The organism is Methylocella tundrae (genome assembly GCF_901905185.1).
Classification (GTDB): domain Bacteria; phylum Pseudomonadota; class Alphaproteobacteria; order Rhizobiales; family Beijerinckiaceae; genus Methylocapsa; species Methylocapsa tundrae.
In genome coordinates this window covers 48,252-67,723 of record NZ_CABFMQ020000087.1, presented here as the reverse complement: position 1 = coordinate 67,723, position 19,472 = coordinate 48,252, and the positions used below count along the sequence as shown (strand labels likewise).

The 19,472-nt window shown below is 61.7% G+C and carries 19 protein-coding genes and 1 tRNA gene; 9 read left to right on the top strand and 11 right to left on the bottom strand.

All coding sequences use genetic code 11. The features are described 5' to 3' along the window. Positions 1-126: 126 nt before the first annotated feature. Positions 127-663, top strand: a complete 537-nt coding sequence (gene ppa / locus MPC4_RS12705) for an inorganic diphosphatase (protein ID WP_174512827.1) — start codon at positions 127-129, stop codon at positions 661-663. A gap of 48 nt (positions 664-711) precedes the next feature. Here the strand turns inward: ppa and metW are convergent, their stop codons facing one another. From metW to panD, 3 genes are all read right to left on the bottom strand, one after another. Next, the gene (metW, locus tag MPC4_RS12700) at positions 712-1,281 is read right to left on the bottom strand and encodes a methionine biosynthesis protein MetW (protein ID WP_244629004.1); all 570 of its coding nucleotides are present in this window, start codon (positions 1,279-1,281) and stop codon (positions 712-714) included. Positions 1,282-1,358: 77 nt separating this feature from the next. Continuing rightward, complete coding sequence (metX, locus tag MPC4_RS12695) at positions 1,359-2,555, bottom strand: homoserine O-acetyltransferase MetX (RefSeq protein ID WP_134487145.1); 1,197 nt, start codon at positions 2,553-2,555, stop codon at positions 1,359-1,361. Between the two features lie 220 nt (positions 2,556-2,775). Beyond that, positions 2,776-3,243, bottom strand: a complete 468-nt coding sequence (panD, locus tag MPC4_RS12690) for an aspartate 1-decarboxylase (RefSeq protein WP_134487148.1) — start codon at positions 3,241-3,243, stop codon at positions 2,776-2,778. Positions 3,244-3,592: 349 nt separating this feature from the next. Between panD and dapE the strand changes: the two genes are divergently transcribed. Then, positions 3,593-4,762, top strand: coding sequence for a succinyl-diaminopimelate desuccinylase (dapE, locus tag MPC4_RS12685; RefSeq protein WP_174512826.1), 1,170 nt, complete (start codon positions 3,593-3,595; stop codon positions 4,760-4,762). Here dapE and MPC4_RS12680 read toward each other — a convergent pair. Both MPC4_RS12680 and MPC4_RS12675 read right to left on the bottom strand, forming a co-directional pair. After that, positions 4,759-5,331, bottom strand: coding sequence for a cytochrome b (locus MPC4_RS12680; protein ID WP_134487154.1), 573 nt, complete (start codon positions 5,329-5,331; stop codon positions 4,759-4,761). The genes dapE and MPC4_RS12680 overlap by 4 nt on opposite strands. Positions 5,332-5,420: 89 nt before the next feature. Beyond that, positions 5,421-6,578 carry a 2'-deoxycytidine 5'-triphosphate deaminase gene (locus MPC4_RS12675; protein WP_174512825.1) on the bottom strand — a complete coding sequence of 386 codons (1,158 nt, stop codon included), beginning with the start codon at positions 6,576-6,578 and terminating at the stop codon, positions 5,421-5,423. A 157-nt stretch (positions 6,579-6,735) separates the two neighbouring features. On the opposite strand from MPC4_RS12675, the gene MPC4_RS12670 reads away from it, so the two are divergent. The 3 genes from MPC4_RS12670 to argE all read left to right on the top strand — a co-directional run bounded on the left by MPC4_RS12670 (position 6,736) and on the right by argE (position 9,713). Next, positions 6,736-7,962, top strand: a complete 1,227-nt coding sequence (locus MPC4_RS12670) for an O-succinylhomoserine sulfhydrylase (protein WP_174512824.1) — start codon at positions 6,736-6,738, stop codon at positions 7,960-7,962. A gap of 116 nt (positions 7,963-8,078) precedes the next feature. Continuing rightward, positions 8,079-8,471, top strand: a complete 393-nt coding sequence (gene apaG, locus MPC4_RS12665) for a Co2+/Mg2+ efflux protein ApaG (RefSeq protein WP_134487163.1) — start codon at positions 8,079-8,081, stop codon at positions 8,469-8,471. 48 nt (positions 8,472-8,519) lie between these two features. Next, positions 8,520-9,713, top strand: coding sequence for an acetylornithine deacetylase (argE, locus tag MPC4_RS12660; protein ID WP_174512823.1), 1,194 nt, complete (start codon positions 8,520-8,522; stop codon positions 9,711-9,713). Here argE and MPC4_RS12655 read toward each other — a convergent pair. The 3 genes from MPC4_RS12655 to MPC4_RS12645 all read right to left on the bottom strand — a co-directional run bounded on the left by MPC4_RS12655 (position 9,710) and on the right by MPC4_RS12645 (position 12,992). Continuing rightward, positions 9,710-10,279 (bottom strand): HNH endonuclease, encoded by a 570-nt coding sequence (locus MPC4_RS12655; RefSeq protein WP_134487169.1) that lies wholly within the window; start codon positions 10,277-10,279, stop codon positions 9,710-9,712. The two genes, argE and MPC4_RS12655, sit on opposite strands and share 4 nt — an antisense overlap. A 215-nt stretch (positions 10,280-10,494) precedes the next feature. Then, complete coding sequence (locus MPC4_RS12650) at positions 10,495-11,370, bottom strand: 3-hydroxybutyryl-CoA dehydrogenase (protein ID WP_174512822.1); 876 nt, start codon at positions 11,368-11,370, stop codon at positions 10,495-10,497. Between the two features lie 818 nt (positions 11,371-12,188). After that, on the bottom strand, positions 12,189-12,992 hold the full coding sequence (locus MPC4_RS12645; protein WP_244628995.1) for a hypothetical protein: 804 nt from the start codon (positions 12,990-12,992) through the stop codon (positions 12,189-12,191). A gap of 280 nt (positions 12,993-13,272) precedes the next feature. Between MPC4_RS12645 and rcdA the strand changes: the two genes are divergently transcribed. After that, complete coding sequence (gene rcdA / locus MPC4_RS12640) at positions 13,273-13,806, top strand: protease adaptor protein RcdA (RefSeq protein WP_134487175.1); 534 nt, start codon at positions 13,273-13,275, stop codon at positions 13,804-13,806. Between the two features lie 75 nt (positions 13,807-13,881). On the opposite strand, the gene MPC4_RS12635 is transcribed toward rcdA, so the two are convergent. Together MPC4_RS12635 and rpmE are read right to left on the bottom strand one after the other, a co-directional pair. Next, complete coding sequence (locus tag MPC4_RS12635; protein WP_134487178.1) at positions 13,882-14,403, bottom strand: cupin domain-containing protein; 522 nt, start codon at positions 14,401-14,403, stop codon at positions 13,882-13,884. Then, on the bottom strand, positions 14,400-14,630 hold the full coding sequence (rpmE, locus tag MPC4_RS12630) for a 50S ribosomal protein L31 (RefSeq protein ID WP_134487181.1): 231 nt from the start codon (positions 14,628-14,630) through the stop codon (positions 14,400-14,402). Before rpmE ends, MPC4_RS12635 begins: the two co-directional genes overlap by 4 nt. 344 nt (positions 14,631-14,974) lie before the next feature. Here rpmE and MPC4_RS12625 point away from each other — a divergent pair, with 344 nt between their 5' ends. Both MPC4_RS12625 and MPC4_RS12620 read left to right on the top strand, forming a co-directional pair. After that, positions 14,975-16,270, top strand: coding sequence for an adenylosuccinate synthase (locus MPC4_RS12625; protein ID WP_134487184.1), 1,296 nt, complete (start codon positions 14,975-14,977; stop codon positions 16,268-16,270). Positions 16,271-16,360: 90 nt separating this feature from the next. Then, complete coding sequence (locus tag MPC4_RS12620) at positions 16,361-18,157, top strand: hypothetical protein (RefSeq protein ID WP_174512821.1); 1,797 nt, start codon at positions 16,361-16,363, stop codon at positions 18,155-18,157. Between the two features lie 122 nt (positions 18,158-18,279). Here the strand turns inward: MPC4_RS12620 and MPC4_RS12615 are convergent, their stop codons facing one another. Next, positions 18,280-19,068, bottom strand: a complete 789-nt coding sequence (locus tag MPC4_RS12615; protein ID WP_174512820.1) for a prolipoprotein diacylglyceryl transferase — start codon at positions 19,066-19,068, stop codon at positions 18,280-18,282. Positions 19,069-19,355: 287 nt separating this feature from the next. Here MPC4_RS12615 and MPC4_RS12610 point away from each other — a divergent pair. Then, positions 19,356-19,442 (top strand) — tRNA-Leu (locus MPC4_RS12610). Positions 19,443-19,472: the final 30 nt, after the last annotated feature.

Here is a 19,472-nt window from a genome sequence, read left to right as displayed (position 1 = left end):
ATGACGTAGCGCGGCGGATCCGTGGAGCATCAAACGTTCCTGGCGCGGCGTTCGGGCTTTGACAAAAGAGGTAGAAACCATGATCGCCAGAAGACGATCGTGACTTGGGAAACTTAGGAGACGTCCATGCGCCTCGACGCAATTTCGATCGGCAAGAATCCGCCTGGTGAAGTCAATGTCGTGATCGAAGTCCCGATCGGGGGCGAGCCGATCAAATATGAACTGGATAAAGCGGCCGGCGCCCTGATCGTCGACAGGTTCCTTTACACATCCATGCGTTACCCCGGAAACTACGGGTTCATTCCTCACACACTCTCCGAGGACGGCGATCCATGCGACGTCATTGTCGCCAACACCCGCGCGATCGTCCCTGGAGCTGTGATGAGCGTCAAGGTCGTCGGCGTGCTGATCATGCGCGATGAGGCCGGACAGGACGAAAAGATCTTGGCCGTTCCGTCCGCGAAACTGACCCAGCGTTACGCGAAAGTCGAAAACTACACGGATCTGCCTGAGATCACTTTGCAGCAGATCGAGCATTTCTTCGCCCATTACAAGGACCTTGAACCGAACAAATGGGTCAAGATCGAGCGCTGGGGCGATGCTGAGGAGGCGCGAAAGCTGGTTTCTGAATCGATCGAACGGGCGAAAGCGGAGAAGAAATAGGCTTCGCTGTTTTTGTCGGCGCTTGGGGTGGGCGCGGCGCGGCCTGCCTCATTCCTTGCGAGATAGCAAAAATACGCCTTGCTCGCCGAACAGGTTCCAGACCCAGGGCGCGCTATAGGCCAAAGGCCTGCCGAAACGGTCGAGCGCGACGCCGCGCTCGATTCGCGCGCCGATCGCGTGAACGAGATCGATGAAATCCTGAATTGTGCAGAAATGGATGTTCGGCGTCTCGTACCAGATGGTCGGAAGGTTCCGCGTCAAAGGCATATGGCCGCCTAACGCGATCTGCGCGCGAATGCGCCAATGGCCGAAATTCGGAAATGAGACGATTGCGCGGCGCCCGATCCGCAGCATCCCTTCCACCACTTCTCGCGGGCGCCGAGTGGCCTGTAGCGTCTGCGACAGGATCACATAGTCGAAGGCGTCGTCGGGATAGGCGGCAAGGTCCGTATCGGCGTCGCCCTGAATGACTGAAAGCCCCTGCGCGACACAATCATTGACGCCCCGCTGCGATAATTCGATGCCGCGCGCGTCGACGCCCTTTTCTTCGGCCAGCAGGCGCAAGAGCGCGCCGTCGCCGCAGCCGACGTCGAGAACGCGGCTATTCGCCTCCACCATCGAGGCGACGAGAAGCAGGTCGACGCGCGCCGTCGATTCACGCGGCAGCGCGGCCGCTGCGGCATTTGGGGCAAGGCTCAAGGCTCGGCCCGTGGCTTGGCCGGCGGCAATCCCCGCGCCCGCGCGGCGGAATCGAGAAAGCCGCGCGATGTCGCGATGAATTCGGGGATATTGAGCAAAAAGGCGTCGTGGCCGCGATCGGTTTCGATGTCGACGAATGAAACCGAAGCGCCGCCGGCGTTCAGCGCGTGCACGATGGCGCGCGAGGCCGACGTCGGATACAGCCAGTCGGACGTAAAGGAGACAACGCAAAAGCGCGCCTTGACTCCCCGGAAAGCCTGCGCCAGCGAGCCGTTATAGTCGGCGGCGAGATCAAAATAATCGCAGGCGCGGGTCACATAGAGATAGGAGTTCGGGTCGAAACGATCGACGAAGCTCAATCCCTGGTAGCGCAGATAATTTTCAATCTCGAATTCGGCGTCGAAAGTGAAGGCGCGCGCCTCGCGATCCTGCAGCTTGCGGCCGAATTTGCTCTGCAGGGCCTCGTCCGACAAATAGGTGATGTGGGCGGCCATTCTGGCGACGGCGAGACCTTTCGTCGGGATGACGCCCTCCTCGAGATAGCGTCCGTTGCGCCAATCGGGATCGGCCATGACCGCTTGGCGTCCGACCTCGTGGAAGGCGATGTTTTGCGATGAATGCTTGGCCGCGGTTGCGATCGGCATGGCGGAGAAAAGGCGCTCGGGATAGCTCGCGACCCACTGGAGCACCTGCATGCCGCCCATCGAGCCGCCGACGACGCAAAACAAAGTCTCAATGCCGAGATGGTCAATCAGCATCGCTTGCGCCCGCACCATGTCCCGGATCGTCACGATCGGCAGATCGAGGCCATAGGGGCGGCCCGTCGCGGGATTGAGCGAAGCCGGGCCAGTGGTGCCCATGCAGCCGCCGATGACATTGGAGCAGATGACGAAATAGCGATCCGTATCGATCGGCCGGCCGGGACCGACCATGCTGCTCCACCAGCCAGGCTTGCCGGTGATGGGGTGCTCATTGGCGACATGCTGATCGCCCGTGAGCGCGTGGCAGACGAGGATGGCGTTGGACTTGTCGGCGTTCAGTTCACCATAGGTCTGGTAAGCGATCGTCCACTGGTCGAGACAGCCGCCTGCGTCCATCTGCAACGGATGATCAGCCCCGAAATGGGCGACGAGACTGTGCGGCGCGTCAACCTCGCGAAGGCCGCTGGTCTTATTTGACACGACGATGGTCAAAGGCTTGCCAATCGTTCGATATTGCGAACACGGTGTCCGATATATAGGAGACCCGCGTCGAGAGTGTCAAGGTTTAGACCGTGGCGTTCTCGCCGGTTTTTGGGCGACAACCTGCCCTAACTTATTGAGGAGAGACGGATTCAGACTTTGGAGCGCAATCTGGACGCGTTTCTTTCTTCAATCCAGCAAAAGCTGGATCATCTGGCGCGTGTCGAACGCTTCAGCTCGCCCGCTTCTGACGTAGGCCGGATTTCAAAGGCACGCCCAGTCGCGCGCCTTCCTCGTCGAGAATGGCGAATTGATAGCCGCCGGCCTCGTCCCGGCTGACCTTATAGCGCAGCCGCTCGATGACGTTATTTGAGGCGTCGAAAGTCAGGATCGAAGGGCTCAGCTCGGTGATGCCGGCGCCGTCCAGATAAACGGAGCTGCAAATGATCAGTTCGTCGCCGGGCTGGCAGGTGCGGGCCGCCGCGCCGTTGAGGATGCAGCAACGCGAGCCGCGCTGGCCCAAAATGACGTAGGTCGAGATTCGGGCGCCGGAATTCTTGTTCCAGACGTCGACGAATTCGAGCGGCAGAATGCCAGCGGCTTCGCAATGGTCCGGATCAAGCGTGATCGAGCCATGATATTCGAGGTTCGATTCTGTGACGCGGATGCCATGAAGCTTTCCGCCAACCAGTTTTCGCATCGATCAATTTCCATTCGCGGCCGCGCCGGCTTTTGCCCCGCCGCCTCCGTAGAATCCCTTTGATTTCGGCGGATATCATGCCGCGCCGTCGCCTTGGCTCTTAGCCGTCCGCGCGCCGGGCGCGCATTAAGATCCGGCGTCGTCGCTGCCGGGCGCCCGCAGCACATGCTCTATTTTCATCGTTTCGACAACTGAAAATAGGATCGCTCGCTCCGACTTTGTAGAAGGATCTTGCCGAAAATCGGCCTCTTTGGCAGATGCGGCGCCCATGCGATAGAAACGTCTGGCGGCCGGCGGAACAATCAGGTTTCAGCCGCGAAGGGCGGCGAAAGAAGGCTTCGGAAGAAAAATGTCGGATATAGCAGCCTCAGCGATCGATCTCTGCCGCGCCCTCGTCCAATGCCCCTCCGTAACGCCTGAGGACGCGGGCGCGCAGGGCGTGCTGGAGAAGCGCCTGCGCGCGGCCGGCTTTAAGACCCATCCGATTGTTTTTTCGCAAGAAGGCACGCCGGACGTCGCCAATCTTTACGCGCGCTTTGGCGAGGGTTCCCCGCATTTTGTTTTTGCGGGCCATACCGACGTCGTGCCGCCTGGCGCCGCCGCCAGCTGGCGCTTCGATCCCTTCAGCGCCGAACTCGCCGACGGTGCGATTTTCGGCCGCGGCGTCGCCGACATGAAAGGCGCGATCGCAGCCTTCGCCGCCGCCGCCTGCGCTTTCGCGGAACGGGGCGGAGCGGGCAGGGGCTCAATCAGCCTTCTCATCACGGGCGACGAGGAAGGCCCGGCGATCAATGGAACCGAAAAGCTGCTGCGCTGGGCGTATGAGCGCGGCGAGCGGTTCGATCATTGCCTCGTTGGGGAGCCGACCAATCCGGACGCGCTGGGCCAGATGATCAAGATCGGACGGCGTGGCTCGCTCAACGGAACCTTGACCGTCAAGGGCCGGCAGGGCCATGTCGCCTATCCGCAGCGCGCCATCAATCCGGTCCCGCATCTCGTGCGGCTCATCGGGGCGCTGATTGCCGCCCCGCTCGATTCCGGCACGGCGCATTTCGACGCCTCGAACCTTGAAATCGTCAGCGTCGATGTGGCCAATCCGGCCTTCAACGTCATCCCGGCCGAAGCGCAGGCCAGATTTAACATCAGGTTCAACGACCTTTGGACGCCGGAGACGCTGAGCGCCGAGCTTCACGCAAGAATTGAGGCGGCGAGGCGCGGCGCCGACTACCTCATGCGCTTTGAACCGTGCAACGCGCTGGCTTTCCTCACGGCGCCCGATCGCTTCACCGATCTCGTCTGCGCCGCCATTGAAAGGCATACGGGACGCCGGCCGTCCTTGTCGACGAGCGGCGGCACGTCGGACGCGCGCTTCATCCGCGCCTATTGCCCCGTTGTCGAGTTCGGCCTCGCCGGCGCGACGATGCATATGATTGACGAGTGCGCCCCGGTCAAGGATATACGCACTCTGACAGCCATTTACGCGACTTTACTCGAAGATTACTTTAGTAGCGTCCCTTAATCCGCGTTAACCTGCTTTGGCAGCATCCGGTCGAGAACCCCGTCCCGCTTGACGATGATGTGGTAGGCCGTCCCGAGAATATGAATGGCGACGAGCGCGTAGACCGCCCATTGCGTCCAGACATGGACCGCATCGGCGATCTTCGCCAGGGGCTTGTTCTCAGGCAGAGGCGGCAGAGTGAAAAGGTTGAAATAATTGACGGGATGGTTGCTCGCCGCGGACAAAATATAGCCACTGACCGGCATGACGAGGAAAACGACGTAAAGCAGCACATGCGAGAGTTTCGCGGCGATCGCTTCCCAGGGCTCGAGCGTCCAGGGCAGCGGCGGAGCGGGGTTTAGGGCGCGCCAGAAAATACGGAAAAGGATGAGCGCGAAAATCGTGACGCCGATTGATTTGTGAAACATGACCAGCGTTCCGACCCACGGGCTTTCGTGCGGCAGCACGACCATCACCCAGGCGATGGGCAAGATCGCCAAGACGAGAAGCGCGGTGATCCAGTGCAGCCATTGCGAGACAAAATGATATCGATCGATCGCATAGGTCGAGACCTGGGGAACGCTGGCCATGAATGCTCCTTGAGCTGTTGAGCTCTGCTTCATTATAAGTTTTTGGCGACATTTCGATCAAGCCAGGGGTTTTTAGTCGCCTTTCGCTCTCATCCCATTACAAAATGCTTCGAAAGCTTCAGGCCCTGGCCCTGGTAATTCGAGACGTCGCCTTCGCCATAGAGAATCTGCGGCGGCTCGGCCATTTTCTCATAGACGAGCCGCCCGATGATCTGCCCGTCTTCGAGAATGAAGGGCACCTCGTGGCTGCGCACTTCGAGAACGGCGCGCGCGCCGGGCCGCTTATCGGGGGCGGCGCCAAAGCCTGGGTCGAAAAATCCGGCGTAATGGACGCGGAATTCGCCCATCGCCGGGTCTATCGGCACCATTTCGGCGGCAAGGTCGCGCGGAATGTGCAGCCGCTCGTGCGAGGCGAGAATATAGAATTCGCCGGGATCGAGAATGAGGCGATTGTCGCCGCGGGCGAAAACCTTGTCCCAATAATCGTCGAGCTTATAGGCGCCGACCCGGTCGACGTCGAGAATGTCGGCATGTTTTTGGGCGCGATAGCCGATGACGTCGCCATGCGCCCTGGCGCTGAGCGCCACGCGTACGATCAGCCCCTCGCGAAGATTGAGATCGCCGTCAACAAGGGCCGCGTCTTTATGATGCTCGCGCAACTCCCTATCGCCGATGCTGAAGTCAGTGATCTCAAACTGCTGCGAATTCAGCCGGCGAAAACGGATTTGATTGAGCTTCGAGCCCTTCCGCACGCGCACCGAAAAACTGCGTGGCGAGACCTCGGCGTAAAGCGGCCCTTCATAGGCGCGCGCGACGCGGTCGAAGACTTCCGAGCGATCGGTGATGAGGCGGGTGAAAATATCGAGCCGGCCGGTCGAGCTTTTCGGATTGGCGAGCGCCGAGATGCTGTCCGGTAGCTTAAGATGTTCGAGGAGCGGAATGACATAGACGCAGCCGCGCTCGAGAACGGCGCCATGTTCGAGGCTGATCGCGTCCTCGTCGCGCACAAGCGCGCGCAGCTGATCCATGACCGTGCGCTCTTTGCCGGGCAAAAAGCTTGCTCTGACCCGGTAGGCGCGCGAGCCGAGGCGCAGATCAAGGCTCGCGGGCTGCAACTGGCTCTCCTCGACGTCTTCCTGCGGAAGAATGATGGAGCGCCTCAGCATCAGCTCAATCTTCTGACGCGAGAGCAACCCGAAATGAGGGCCGAAGTCGTCCAGGTCCGATTTCGGGAAAGGCGTTTGCATTAAAAACCCGCATCGAGGACCAAGGGCAGGGCTCGAAAAGCCTTAGAGCGCAGGGGCGCGCAAGAGGCCAGAGGAGAGCTCAAGCAGCTTGAGATATAAGAAATAGGCGCGTAATCAACCTTGAATTACGAGTTGCAGATCAAGACGTGGAGATGAAATGGGCGATCCTCTGTCGAAACACGGCTCCAGAGCCTTGCGCCCTGCGACGCTGCTCGTTCACGGCGGCGGAACGCGCTCGCCCTTTGGCGAGACCTCCGAGGCGCTTTATCTCACGCAAGGCTATGTCTTTGATTCGATGGAGGCGTGCGAGGCGCGCTTCAAGGGCGACGATCCGGGCTTCGTTTATTCGCGTTACGGCAATCCGACGGTCGCGATGTTCGAGGAGCGCATGGCTCTGCTCGAAGGCGCGGAGGCTGCGCGCGCCACGGCGACTGGGATGGCGGCCGTGACCGCCTCGTTGATGTCGCAGGTGAAGGCAGGCGATCATGTGGTTGCGGCCAGGGCGCTTTTTGGGGCCTGCCGCTACATTGCCGAGGATCTGCTGCCGCGCTATGGCGTCGCCTCGACCCTGGTTGACGGGGCAAATCTCGACGAGTGGCGCGCCGCGATCCGTCCCGAAACGAAGGTTCTCTTTCTGGAGAGCCCGACAAACCCCTGTCTCGACGTCTACGACATCGCGGCGATCTCCACTATCGCGCATGAGAATGGCGCGCTGGTTGTCGTCGACAATGTGTTTGCGACGCCGATCCTGCAAAAACCTCTGACGCTGGGGGCCGATCTCGTCGTATATTCCGCCACCAAACATATCGATGGAGGCGGGCGATGCCTCGGCGGCGTCATTCTTGGCCGCAAAGACCTGATTGAAGGCGATTTGCAGCAGTTCTTGCGCCAGACTGGCCCGGCGCTGTCCCCCTTTAACGCCTGGGTGCTTCTGAAGGCGCTCGAAACCTTGTCTTTGCGGGTGCGGCAGCAGATGCAGAGCGCCGCGCGGATCGCGGATTTTCTTGCCGCCCATCCTCACGTCAGCTTCGTCCGTTATCCCGGCCGCTCGGATCACCCGCATGCCGACATCGTCAAAAAGCAGATGTCAGGCGGCGGCACGCTTGTCGCTTTCGAGATCGCCGGCGGTAAGCGCGCGGCTTTCGCCTTCGCGAGAGGGCTCGAGGTGATCAAGATCTCGAGCAACCTTGGCGACGCCAAGAGCCTCATCACTCATCCGGCGACGACGACGCATCAGCGGCTGACGCCCGAGGCGCGCGCGGGGCTCGGCGTGACCGAAGGGCTCGTGCGCCTCTCGGTTGGGCTCGAGGACGCCGACGATCTGATTGAGGATCTGTCGGCGGCGTTGAGCGCGCTCGACCGGCGCGGCCTCGCCGCCGAATAGGCAGAGGCGAACCGCGATCCGCGGCGACGTTTTCCTGACCGGAAAGCTGTGTTAGGCTTGCCACGACGCCACAATCTTCCGGCCCGGACGTTGAGAGCGCAGATCAGATCGCGACCATGTACAGCACCGTCACGCACGACATACAAATCACCGTTCTGCCAGAGTTCATTCCCGAGCGCTCGAACGCGGAGCAGGCGACATTCTTCTGGGCCTACACGGTCGAGATCGCAAACCAGGGCGACAAGACCGTGCAACTCACGGCGCGGCACTGGAAAATCACCGATGGGAATGGCAAGCTCGCCGAGGTGCAGGGACCCGGAGTCGTCGGCGAGCAGCCGATTTTGAAGCCTGGGGAAACCTTCCGCTATACGTCCGGCTCCAATCTGACGACCCCCTCGGGCATCATGACGGGGGCCTATAGCATGGTGGATGAGAACGGCGTTGTCTTCGAGGCGGAAATCCCGGTTTTCTCGCTGGATTCCCCTTTCGTGCGACGCGTTCTGAATTAAGCGGGGCGCGGGCCCGATCCGCTTCATGAACCAAGGAGCGGCCGTTTCATGTCTTCGCATCATGCTTCCTCAACCGGCGACGGCGATGCGCGGCTCGCGGCGTCGATCGAGATGCTGGAGCATCTTATTGGCTTCGATACCGAAAGTTCGAAGTCGAATCTCGCGCTGATCGCGGCTGTCGAAGCCTATCTCAAGGATTGCGGCGTCGATTACGTCAAGGTTCCAAATGAGATTGGCGACAAGGCGGCGCTTTTCTTGACGATCGGGCCGAAGGTCGACGGCGGCGTGGTTTTATCCGGCCATACCGATGTGGTGCCGGTCGCAGGCCAGAGCTGGACCAGCGATCCATTCAGGCTGCGCCGGGAAAATGGCCGCCTGTTTGGCCGCGGCACCTGCGATATGAAGGGTTTCGACGCAATCTGCCTTGCGATGATCCCAGAGTTTCAGCAGGCCTCTTTGTCGCGTCCGGTCCACATTTTGCTCAGCTATGACGAAGAAACGACCTGCCGCGGGCCGCTCGACACGATTGCGCGCTTCGGCGTCGATCTGCCGCGGCCGGGAGCCGTGCTCGTCGGCGAGCCGACGCTGATGCAGGTCGCCGACGCCCATAAGGCGATCGTCACCTATCGCACCATTGTGCATGGGCATGAGGCGCATTCGTCAAAGCCCAACCTCGGGGCCAACGCGGTCGAGGCTGCCTGCGATCTGGTCACGGAACTTTATCGCTTCAACGACCAGCTCGCGGCTCAGGGCGACCCCTCGGGACGATTTGATCCGCCGGCCTCCACGATCGAGGTCGGCGTCATTCATGGCGGCACGGCGCGCAACATTCTCGCCAAGGAATGCGCCTTCGACTGGGAATTTCGCAGCCTGCCGCATGTTCCGCAAAATCTGGCGCTGGCCCATCTCGAAAGCTATATCGCCCGCGTCGCGCAGCCGAAACTGCGGCGGCACGCCAAGGACGCCTTCATCGAAACCTGTTCCGAGGTCGAGGTTCCAGGCCTCAGTCCCGAGCCTGGCTCCCATGCTGAAACTTTGGCGCTGAAGCTCGCCCATTCCAATCGTACGATCAGCGTGCCTTTCGCGACGGAAGCGGGGCAGTTTCAGGCGGCCGGAGCGCCGACAGTGGTCTGCGGGCCGGGCTCGATCGATCAGGCCCATCAGCCGGACGAATTTATCGAGGTCGCGCAAATGGAAGCCGGAATCGCCTTCATGCGGCGGCTTGCGAAGGAATTGAGCTAAGGCTCCAGCACGGAATCCCAATAAAGGTAATCCATCCAGCTTTCATGCAGATAATTCGGCGGGAAAAGCCGGCCATTCTGATGCAGATCGTTGACGGTCGGCTGGTAGGGCTTGTGGCTTGGCCACATATGCACTTCGCCTGGAAGCCGGTCGCTTTTGCGCAGATTGCAGGTGGAACAGGCCGCGACGACATTTTCCCAGGTCGTCATCCCGCCCTTTGAGCGGGGAATCACATGATCGAAGGTCAGATCATGGCGAGAGCCACAGTATTGGCAGCTGAATCGGTCGCGAAGGAAGACGTTGAACCGTGTGAAGGCAGGGTGCCGCGAAGGCTTTATATAGGTCTTGAGAGAAACGACCGAAGGGAGCTGCATTTCGAAGCTCGGACTTCGGACTGCCTTATCGTAACTCGAGACGATATTCACACGGTCCAGAAAAACCGCCTTGATGGCGTCCTGCCATGACCATAGCGATAAGGGATAGTAACTCAAGGGCCGGAAGTCGGCATTGAGCACAAGGGCCGGACACGCTTCCGGCGAAGCAGTGGGATGGAAATGGACCGTCAACTCCGGCGCCTCTCCTTCAGCGTTTTCGCTTTAGCTTCTATGGCTTACCACGTCAATTCGATTTCGGCCCGGAGCAAAGCGGCGATTCGCCACTATAGTGTAGGTTGCGGATGACGGCCCTGTGAAGGCGAAAGCGTCCGAGCGCGGCCGCGGATGCATCAATCAACGGTGAAGGAGCGGCTCAAACCGGGTGGAGAAGCGCCTTACTCGGCGCATCAGCGAGTCGGGATGGGCGTTCCGCTGCGGTAATCATAAAAGCCACGCTGCGTCTTTCGGCCGAGCCAGCCGGCTTCGACGTATTTTACGAGCAGGGGACATGGACGATATTTGGTGTCGGCAAGTCCCTCATGCAGGACTTGCATCACCGACAGCACGGTGTCGAGCCCGATGAAATCGGCGAGCTGAAGCGGCCCCATCGGATGATTGGCGCCAAGCCGCATGGCGGTATCAATCGCCTCGACCGATCCAACCCCTTCATAGAGCGTGTAGATCGCCTCGTTGATCATCGGCAGCAGGATGCGATTGACGATGAAGGCAGGGAAATCCTCCGATACCGTAAAGGTCTTCCCGAGGCGCGTAATCAGCTCTTTGGCCGCCTCGAACGTCTCATTTTCGGTGACGATGCCCCGGATCAGCTCGACGAGCTGCATGCGCGGGACGGGGTTCATGAAATGTATGCCGATGAAGCGCTCCGGCCGGTCCGTCGCCGACGCGAGCCGCGTAATGGAGATCGAGGACGTATTCGTTGCGAGCAGTGCTTCCGGGCGCAGCGAGGCGCAGAGCTTGGTGAAGATTCTGCGTTTGACTTCCTCGTTCTCGGAAGCCGCCTCAATGACGAGGTCGCAGTCGCGAAAGGCCTCGTAATCGATCCCGGGATGTATGCGCGCCAGAGCCGCGTCTCGAGCCGCCTCGTCGATCTGCTGCCGCTCCACCTGTTTCGCGAGACCCGATCCGATCACCGAGAGGGCCGCCGTGACGCGCTCCTCCGAAATGTCGTTAAGGACAACGTCCATGCCGGCGAGAGCGCAGACTTGGGCGATTCCGGAGCCCATTTGCCCTGCGCCGACCACCCCGATTTTGTTGATGTTCATTTCATCCGCCCATAACCGGAATAATCACCATGCCGCCCAGCTCCGGAAATGCTGAAGCAGGCGCGGCGTTCAAATGCCCGTTAACCGGCCCAGGGCAGGCCCCGGCGCCCCAGCCGAGACCCACCCTCAGGTCAAGTCGTTGAGACTTCTAGAACGGATCAAACATCTTGACCATAATCAAAATGTGCTTTCGCCGCGTTGAAAGGCTCCGGAACATCGGCGGCATAGTCCGCTTCGATCCCGAGTGCAGGCTCGGCGCGAGAGTTTGAAAAATCGCCTCGTCCCTTTAGCTTCCTCATGGCGCCTTATGTCGAGTTTGCGCCCACTTTGTAAAGTCTCGCTTGGAATGCAAAGCTTAAAAATCGCTGGCGAAGAGCTATTTATATTGCGGTGCTGACTGACGTATTTCAGCAAAAGTCACAGACTGCCCGCAGAATTAGGGTTAGGTAAATGGAATTCCTGGCGGCTTGATCATTCTCGACGCCTGACGCTCAAAATGTTCCGGGAATATTGTCGCGTTGCAGACTGGGTGAGCGGCTTATCGCCGAACATTTGGCGGGCGGCGGCCGCAAGGCGCGGCCGCGGTTCGCCTCAGCCGACGCTTTCTCGACAAAAATGCCGACAGACGAGCTTGAGGTTGTGCGGGCAAACCCTTGAGGGAGAATGTTAGAGACTCCTCCGCCTCAGTTCGCAATCGCGCAAATTCAGAACTCTACCAAAGAAATCAGCACGCTCCACCGATTTCCTCTCTCTCTGGGCCGGCGCGGTCCACGCCATCGTTTTGCGGCGCAGTCGGGCAAAGCGAGGGCGCGGCGAATTCAAATCATTTCGATGGGTTCGCTTGCGCCGCGCGGCCCCGCAACGGGGGCGGCCAGATAGCGCGGCTGAGGGTCGCCCTGGAAACTATACGATCCGACATGGGTGAGTTTGCCCTCGGTATCGAGCCAGATTTTGCCGCCGATGTCGCGCCATCTCTGACAGAATCCGAAATCCTCGCTGACATAGGCGTTGGTCTCACGGTCTATCATGCAGTCGAAGAGGGCATAGCTGGCGCCTTTGCCGGCGTTGGAATAGGCATGCACGCTGGCGTAACGCGTTTCGGGATACGCCTCGATCATCCGTTCGATGACGTGACGCTTCAGCAGCATGAAGCCGCCGCCGCAATAGATCGCGGTGGCGAAACGGCCGCGGCGTTCGAGTTCCTTCCCCGCGCAGAGCGAGCCGACATAGAGGAGCGGCGCGGATTGAAAGCTCTCGCCCCTGGTGGCGGCGCGCCGGATGGCCGCGTCGCTCCAGTCGATCACTTTCAAAGGATAGATGCCCGCGACGAAATCCTGGTCGAAGTTAAGCATGTGAAAGATATGTTCAGGATCGAAGCTGATGTCGGCGTCGATGAACAGAAGGTGCGTTGCGCCGGGCGTCTCCAGGAATTGGCTGACGAGCGTGTTGCGGCTGCGTGTGATCAGCGAATCATGGCCGAGCAACGCGAGCGCCGCGTCGAAGCCGGCGGCCCCGGCAAATTGCATCAGGCTGAGAATCGATTGCATGTAGTGCTGGGAAACGAGACCGCCAAAACAGGGCGTCGCGACGAAGACCATCGGTCGCTGCTGGGAGTGCGTCATGTTCGTCCTTGGCTGGCAGGGGGGGAAATCGCTGGACCTCAGGCGAAGGCTAGGCGGCCAAACATGCGCCAAGCCTTCGCCCTGCACGGCGCACGGCGGCGCGTTAAGCCTAACGAAAGGTAAAGCCCCCGCGCCGGGAATTCTCCGCTACTATGCCTCATCGCCGCTGCGGGTCTCTTAAAGAGACGCGGCGGAAACGAGTCATAATCCTCAGAAAGACGTAGCTTTTCGGAAATCCATAGCCGGGCTGACGCTTCAAAAATTTGGAACAGGCGCGAGAATGTTGCAAACGTCGCTTATCAAAACGGTCAATGCGGTGTCCTTCGGCGAGAAGCTGGTCGGCTCGGACCAGTTCCTGAGCCTGTTCAAGGAAGGAATGGATCTCGTCGGCGACGCCGCCGCTTATCTCGACGGCGCCGGTCGCGAGGAGGCGAGCGCCTTGCCGCGCCCCGCCGCGCTCGCCTATGCGGTTGAAAGCATGCGGCTGACGACGCGGTTGATGCAGATTGCGTCGTGGCTGTTGCTCCAGCGCGCAGTCAATGAAGGAGAATTGACCCGCGCCGAGGCGTCGAGCGAAAAACGCCGCATCCATCTGTCGCGGCAGGACGCCGTTTCGACAGAGGACCTTCTGTCGGAGCTGCCGCGGCGCCTCTGCGAACTCGTCGAAATGTCGCTTCGCGTTCAGGCGCGCATCCGCCATCTGGATGGGCTGATCTATCGCTCGGAAACTGTCCAGGCCCTCGCTCTGACGCCGAGCCCGGTGGAAGGCCAGATCGCGCTTTTGCGCGCGGCGTTTCCAAACGAAACGCTATGACACCGGAAAGTTGTAGACTTTCCGGACGCGCATCATGCGTCAAAACAAAGGCTTAAAGAGAAGGATGCGTTCCGCTCATACGAAGGCGCGCAGATCGCTGGCGCAGGCGGGATAAAGCGCCGCGAGCGCCTCGGCGTCGCCGATTTCAACGTCGGCGGGCGTGACCCCCGGCCATTCGGTGCTCCCGCCGAGGAACCAGCGCCGCTCCCCGAGGACGCGGGCGGTATGAAAGGTCGAGCCGGGGATCAGCAGCTGCACATGGTGACCGGCGCGAAGATCGGGGCCGACGACGATGCGTTCAGCCGCGCCGTCGTCGCGGAGCAGCAGAACCTCGAGCGGGTCGCCGAGATAATAGTGATAGAGCTGATCGTTGCGGATGCGATGCAGCTTGACCGGCGCCGTCGGGGCGACGAGAAAATAGAGGCCGGAGCCAAGCGGACGCCCGCCGTCGAAAGGCGCAGGAAGGCCGCCCGCGGCGATCGGCAGAGCGCTCCGATAGGTCTCGCGCACGAAGCCGCAGGTCGCGTTCGGCTCAAGTCCGAGCAGCGCGCAAACCTCGTCGGCGGTGAGTTCGGCGACTTTCGCCGCCGCGCTCACTTCTTGCCGAAGTTCAGGCCGCCAAAGCGCGAATTGAAGCGCGACAGACGTCCGCCGCGATCGAGCAATTGCGCCGAACCGCCGGTCCAGGCCGGATGCGTCTTGGGGTCGATGTCGAGGTTCAGGGTCGCGCCCGCCTCGCCATAGGTCGAGCGGGTCATGAACTCGGTTCCATCGGTCATGACGACCTTGATCAGATGGTACTGCGGATGAATATCGGCTTTCATCGAAAATCCTTGGACTGCTAGCAAGCTTTATGGCCATCGGCCTGTCGACGCGAGCCGGCCAAATGTCGGCGGAAGCGCTATCGCGGCCCGCGGCAGGTCGATCGTGACGGGAGAAAGCGCCCTATAGCAAAGCGCCTCGCGCCTGACAAGAGCGCGCGCCTATGTTGCACGGCCCTCGCGCGGGCGGCTTTACTCACGCGCGGCGATTGTGTACGCCGGAACAGCCCGGCGCAAGCGCCGGGATTGTTTTTGAACGCCTTCGCGCCTGGTTGCGACTTCGGATCGAACCGGCCCCAGGCCAAGCCCTCAAACGGCGCATTATCATTTAAGAGCGAACCGGATCAATGGCGAATGTGGTGGTGGTCGGCGCCCAATGGGGCGACGAGGGCAAGGGCAAGATCGTCGACTGGCTGTCGGTCGAGGCCGATATTGTGGTGCGTTTCCAGGGCGGCCACAATGCCGGCCACACGCTGGTTATCGACGGTCAGGTTTACAAGCTCGCGCTGTTGCCCTCCGGCATCGTGCGCCCCGGCAAGCTCTCGGTGATCGGCAATGGCGTCGTGCTTGATCCGCATCATCTTGTCGACGAGATCGCCAAGCTCGAAGGACAGGGCGTCGCCGTTTCGCCGGATAATCTGAAGATCGCCGATAATGTCACCTTGATTCTGGCGCTGCATCGCGAACTCGACGCGCACCGCGAGTCCGCTTCGTCTGGCGGCCTCAAGATCGGCACGACCAAGCGCGGCATCGGGCCCGCCTATGAGGATAAGGTCGGGCGCCGCGCCATCCGGCTCATGGATCTTTCCGAGCCGCAGTCGCTTGGTGAAAAAATTGAACGCCTGCTCGCGCACCACGATCCGCTCCGGCGCGGGCTGGGGCTTGAGCCCGTCAGCGTCGCCGCGATCAGGGAGGAGCTCGCCAGCGTCGCGCCGAAAATCCTGCCCTATATGGACGCCACATGGGATTTGCTCGAAACCGCGCGGCGCGACGGCAAGCGCATCCTCTTTGAAGGCGCGCAGGGCGCGCTGCTCGACGTTGATCACGGCACCTATCCTTTCGTGACCTCGTCGAACACCGTCGCCGCCAATGCAGCCACCGGCTCGGGCCTTGGGCCCAAGGCGATCGGCTATGTGCTCGGCATCGCCAAAGCCTATACGACGCGCGTCGGCGGCGGGCCTTTTCCAACCGAGCTTCTGGACGAGGTCGGCGAGCGCATCGGCGACAGGGGCCGTGAATTCGGCACAAATACGGGCCGGCGCAGACGCTGCGGCTGGTTCGACGCGGTGCTGGTGCGGCAGACTGTCAAGACTTCCGGCATTGACGGCATCGCTCTCACCAAGCTCGACATTCTGGACGGCTTTCCCGAAATCAAGGTCTGCGTCGGCTACCATCTCGACGGAGAGCGCGTCAGCCGCTTTCCGGCGAGCCAGGCGGCGCAGGCGCGCGTCGAGCCGATCTACGAGACGATGGAAGGCTGGGACGGCGTCACGTCAGGCGCGCGCTCCTGGGCCGAACTGCCGGCGCAGGCGATCAAATATGTGCGGCGCATCGAAGAGCTGATCGAGGCTCCGGTGGCGCTTTTATCGACAAGCCCGGAGCGCGCCGACACAATTCTCGTGCATAATCCTTTCCGGGATTGAGGAAGCGGCGACGGTGTGGATCGATTTTCCGCCCGTGATATAAGCGGCTTATGGATTGACGGCTACGCGCTGGAATGGTCTGAACGGGACATGGCTGACTATTATCCGCTCCTCGCCAAGGCCGTCGCAGGCCTGCCTGATCCAACGCCGGATGCGCGGAGCGCCATCTATGACCGCGCCCGCAACGCTTTGCTCGGGCAGTTGCGACGTCTTGAGCCGCCGATCCCGGAAGCTGAAATCGACCGTGAAAGCGCGGCTCTCGAAATCGCCGTGGCGCGGCTCGAAACAGAATTCGCGCCTCCGCCCGAGCCCGAGGCCATAGCGCCTGCGCTTCCCCCAGCCGACGTAGCGGCGCCGCCCGAGCCAAGCGAAGCGGCTCCCGTTTCGCCGCCGCCAGGCCTCGAGGCCGCTCCGGCGGCGGAGGACGCTTCGCCCCAAGAGACGCCCCCTGTCGCTGAGACGCCGCAGTCTCCGGCTTCATCGGGCTTCATCGCGCCGCCGCCGTCCGACGCGGCGGCTTCGGAAGCGAGCCCCGAACCCCCGCAGACGACCGCACCATCGTCAACGCTGGCGGCGCCGCGCCCGCCGATGTTCTTCAAGGTGCGCCGCGACAAGCCGCCGTTTTTTCCACCGGCGGCAAGGCCAGAGGGGTTTTCTGCCCGGCGCACGGCAGGGCCTGCGCCGGCGCTTCGTTCGCCGGCCTTTCCGGTCTCTCCGTCCAAAACCGAGACCGCGCCTGGCGAGCCGCCGGAGGCGTCGGCTCAAACGCGGGCGCCAGCCGATGGGGCGCCGGCAGCGGCGCGGTTTCATGAAATCGAGGGGGACGACTTTGAGCCTCGCCGGTCTGACGACCGCGACTTTCAGCCGCCCAAGTCATCTGACGGCGGCGCCTCTGACGCGGCCGCGTTCTATGAGGACGGCGCAGGCGCATTTGAGCCTGTTGGCGACGACGAATCGGGCGTTGCGCCGGAGCGCCCCGGGGCGCGTCAGCTTCCGTCAGCGTTGGCGAAGCCGAGAGCGGACGCGCAGCGCCCCTTTGCGCCGCAGCCGCCGCGCGAAAGCGCCGCGCCGCCGCGTTTGTGGATTTTTGGCTTTATTTTAGGCTTGCTCGTTTTTCTCATTGCGATCGCCGCCTATGAGCTCAAAGACCGGCCGGAGGATTTGCGCCAGAAGGCCGCCGCGCCGGTCATCTCGCCCGAAGCAAGCTCAAATGGAAAGATCGTCGACCGCATCGGCGTCGGCTCGCAGTCGTCGGCTGGAGCCCCGGCTTCGTCATCCACGCGCGCGGCGGCGGACGCTTCCGCGACAAAGGAGGAGGGCCCATCGCCCGATGCGACGGCTCCCGTCTCACGCCGCGCCGCGCTTCTTGTCGAGGCGCCCGACGAGCAGTCAAAAGTGAAGACTTACCTTGGAGTGGTGGTCTGGAAGGTCGACAATGTCAGCAATGGGCCGGGCGATCCGCTCAGCATGGCGGTCCACGCTGAAATCGACATTCCAGAGGAGAAGCTGCAGGCGGAGATGACCCTGCAAAAGAACTTCGACAGCAGCCTGCCAGCCTCGCACACAATGAAAATTCAATTCACTGAACCCGCCGACAGCCCTCTTGGCGGGGTCCAGCAGATCAGCGTGCCGCAGATGCGGCGCGAAGACACAGCCACCGGCGACGCCCTTAGCGGCGTCCCTGTCGCGATCACGGATAATTCCTTTCTCGTGGGTTTGAACCGCGGCCCGTCGGAAGCGACCAATCTCGATCTTTTGAAGTCGCGCGGATGGATCGACGTGCCGATGCTGCTGAGCAACGGCAAAATCGCCAAATTGACGTTTGAGAAGGGACCGGCCGGTGAGCGCGCGATCGATGACGCGCTTGCGGCCTGGAGCGCCCAGTAGAATTCTTTACACGCCGTTCCGTCAGGCCAGCTTCGAACATGACAGCGCAAGCATATTCGCGAACATCATCTGGTGAAATAACGGGGGAAAGAGCAATCGGCGTCGCGCGGAGCCAGCGTGCTCTAGCATGACCTTTCGATGCGATAGCCGGTCACCGAAACCACCCCACGATACACGCAGCCGCCAAAGCTCCCTGAAAATCCATAGGCGTCGGGGCCCGCCCGCAGATGTGCGCTGTCGCCGCCCTGCCATCTCGCATAACGGAAAGAGCGGGGCGCCGCATGCCGCTCGCGCGCCGGTTGCTCTGCATCGTGTTCGGAGCGGGCTGTCGCGACGCGATGAGCTCTGTCGCTTGGCGGCGCCGACGGCAGGGACGCGGGCCTGTCGATCCCCGCTTTTTCCGTGGCGGACTTCCGGGACGCCGGCTTCGCGACGCTCGGCTTGACAATCGCCGCCTTGGCGTCATTCGCCGTTCCGTTCTCGCCGCCGGACTTTGTTTGCGGAGCATCGGCTGCGAGGGCTGGGGCCGGTCCTTGCGGTATCGTGAAAAGCGTGGTTTGCGCTCCGGGGTCTTTTTCAGAGGCGGGGCCGGTTTCGGAGGCGGTGGAAATCGTGACGGACGTCAGAGGCGAGGCGTCGCGCATGGGCGCCTGCTCGGGCGCGACAGCCTCCGCCGACGGCGTTGGGAGGGCCGGCTCCGTCATGGCGGCGTCCGTGGCGCCGAGGGCTTGGGACGCGGCCGCCGGAGCTGCGGGCTGAGCCCCGGCAGCACTCGCCGCGGCGCTCGCGTTAAGCGCATCCGACGCTCTGACGACATCCGCCACCGAGGCCTGGCGCCGCGCGATCTCGACGGCCATGGCCGTCGTCACAAGCGCGAATGTCGTTACGATTACAACCGTGACGTTCTTCATGGCTCCATTTCCTTTCGCGGCATGGCCGGAGCATTTTTGAGCGATGAACGAAATGCCGTGGTCAGAAGAGCAAAATGTTCCAGCGCGAGACCGCCAGAGTGCCCCCTGTGCCGCTTGCGATCTGTGCGGAGCGACACCTCTATGAATGGGCCGGGGGAAAATGCTTGCTGACCGAAGCGCAGCCAAAAAAGCGCTGCGCGAGGTTGCGAGGCTCAGCGCAATCCGCTAACGGAGAGGGATTAGAAACGCTGACGGCTTGTTCGATCGAATCGAAAGCGTCGGCTTTCGCGGGCGTGGCGGAACTGGTAGACGCGCCGGACTCAAAATCCGGTTCTGGTGACAGAGTGTCGGTTCGATTCCGACCGCCCGCACCATTCTTCAATATATCTGCGCCGAATGAGTCT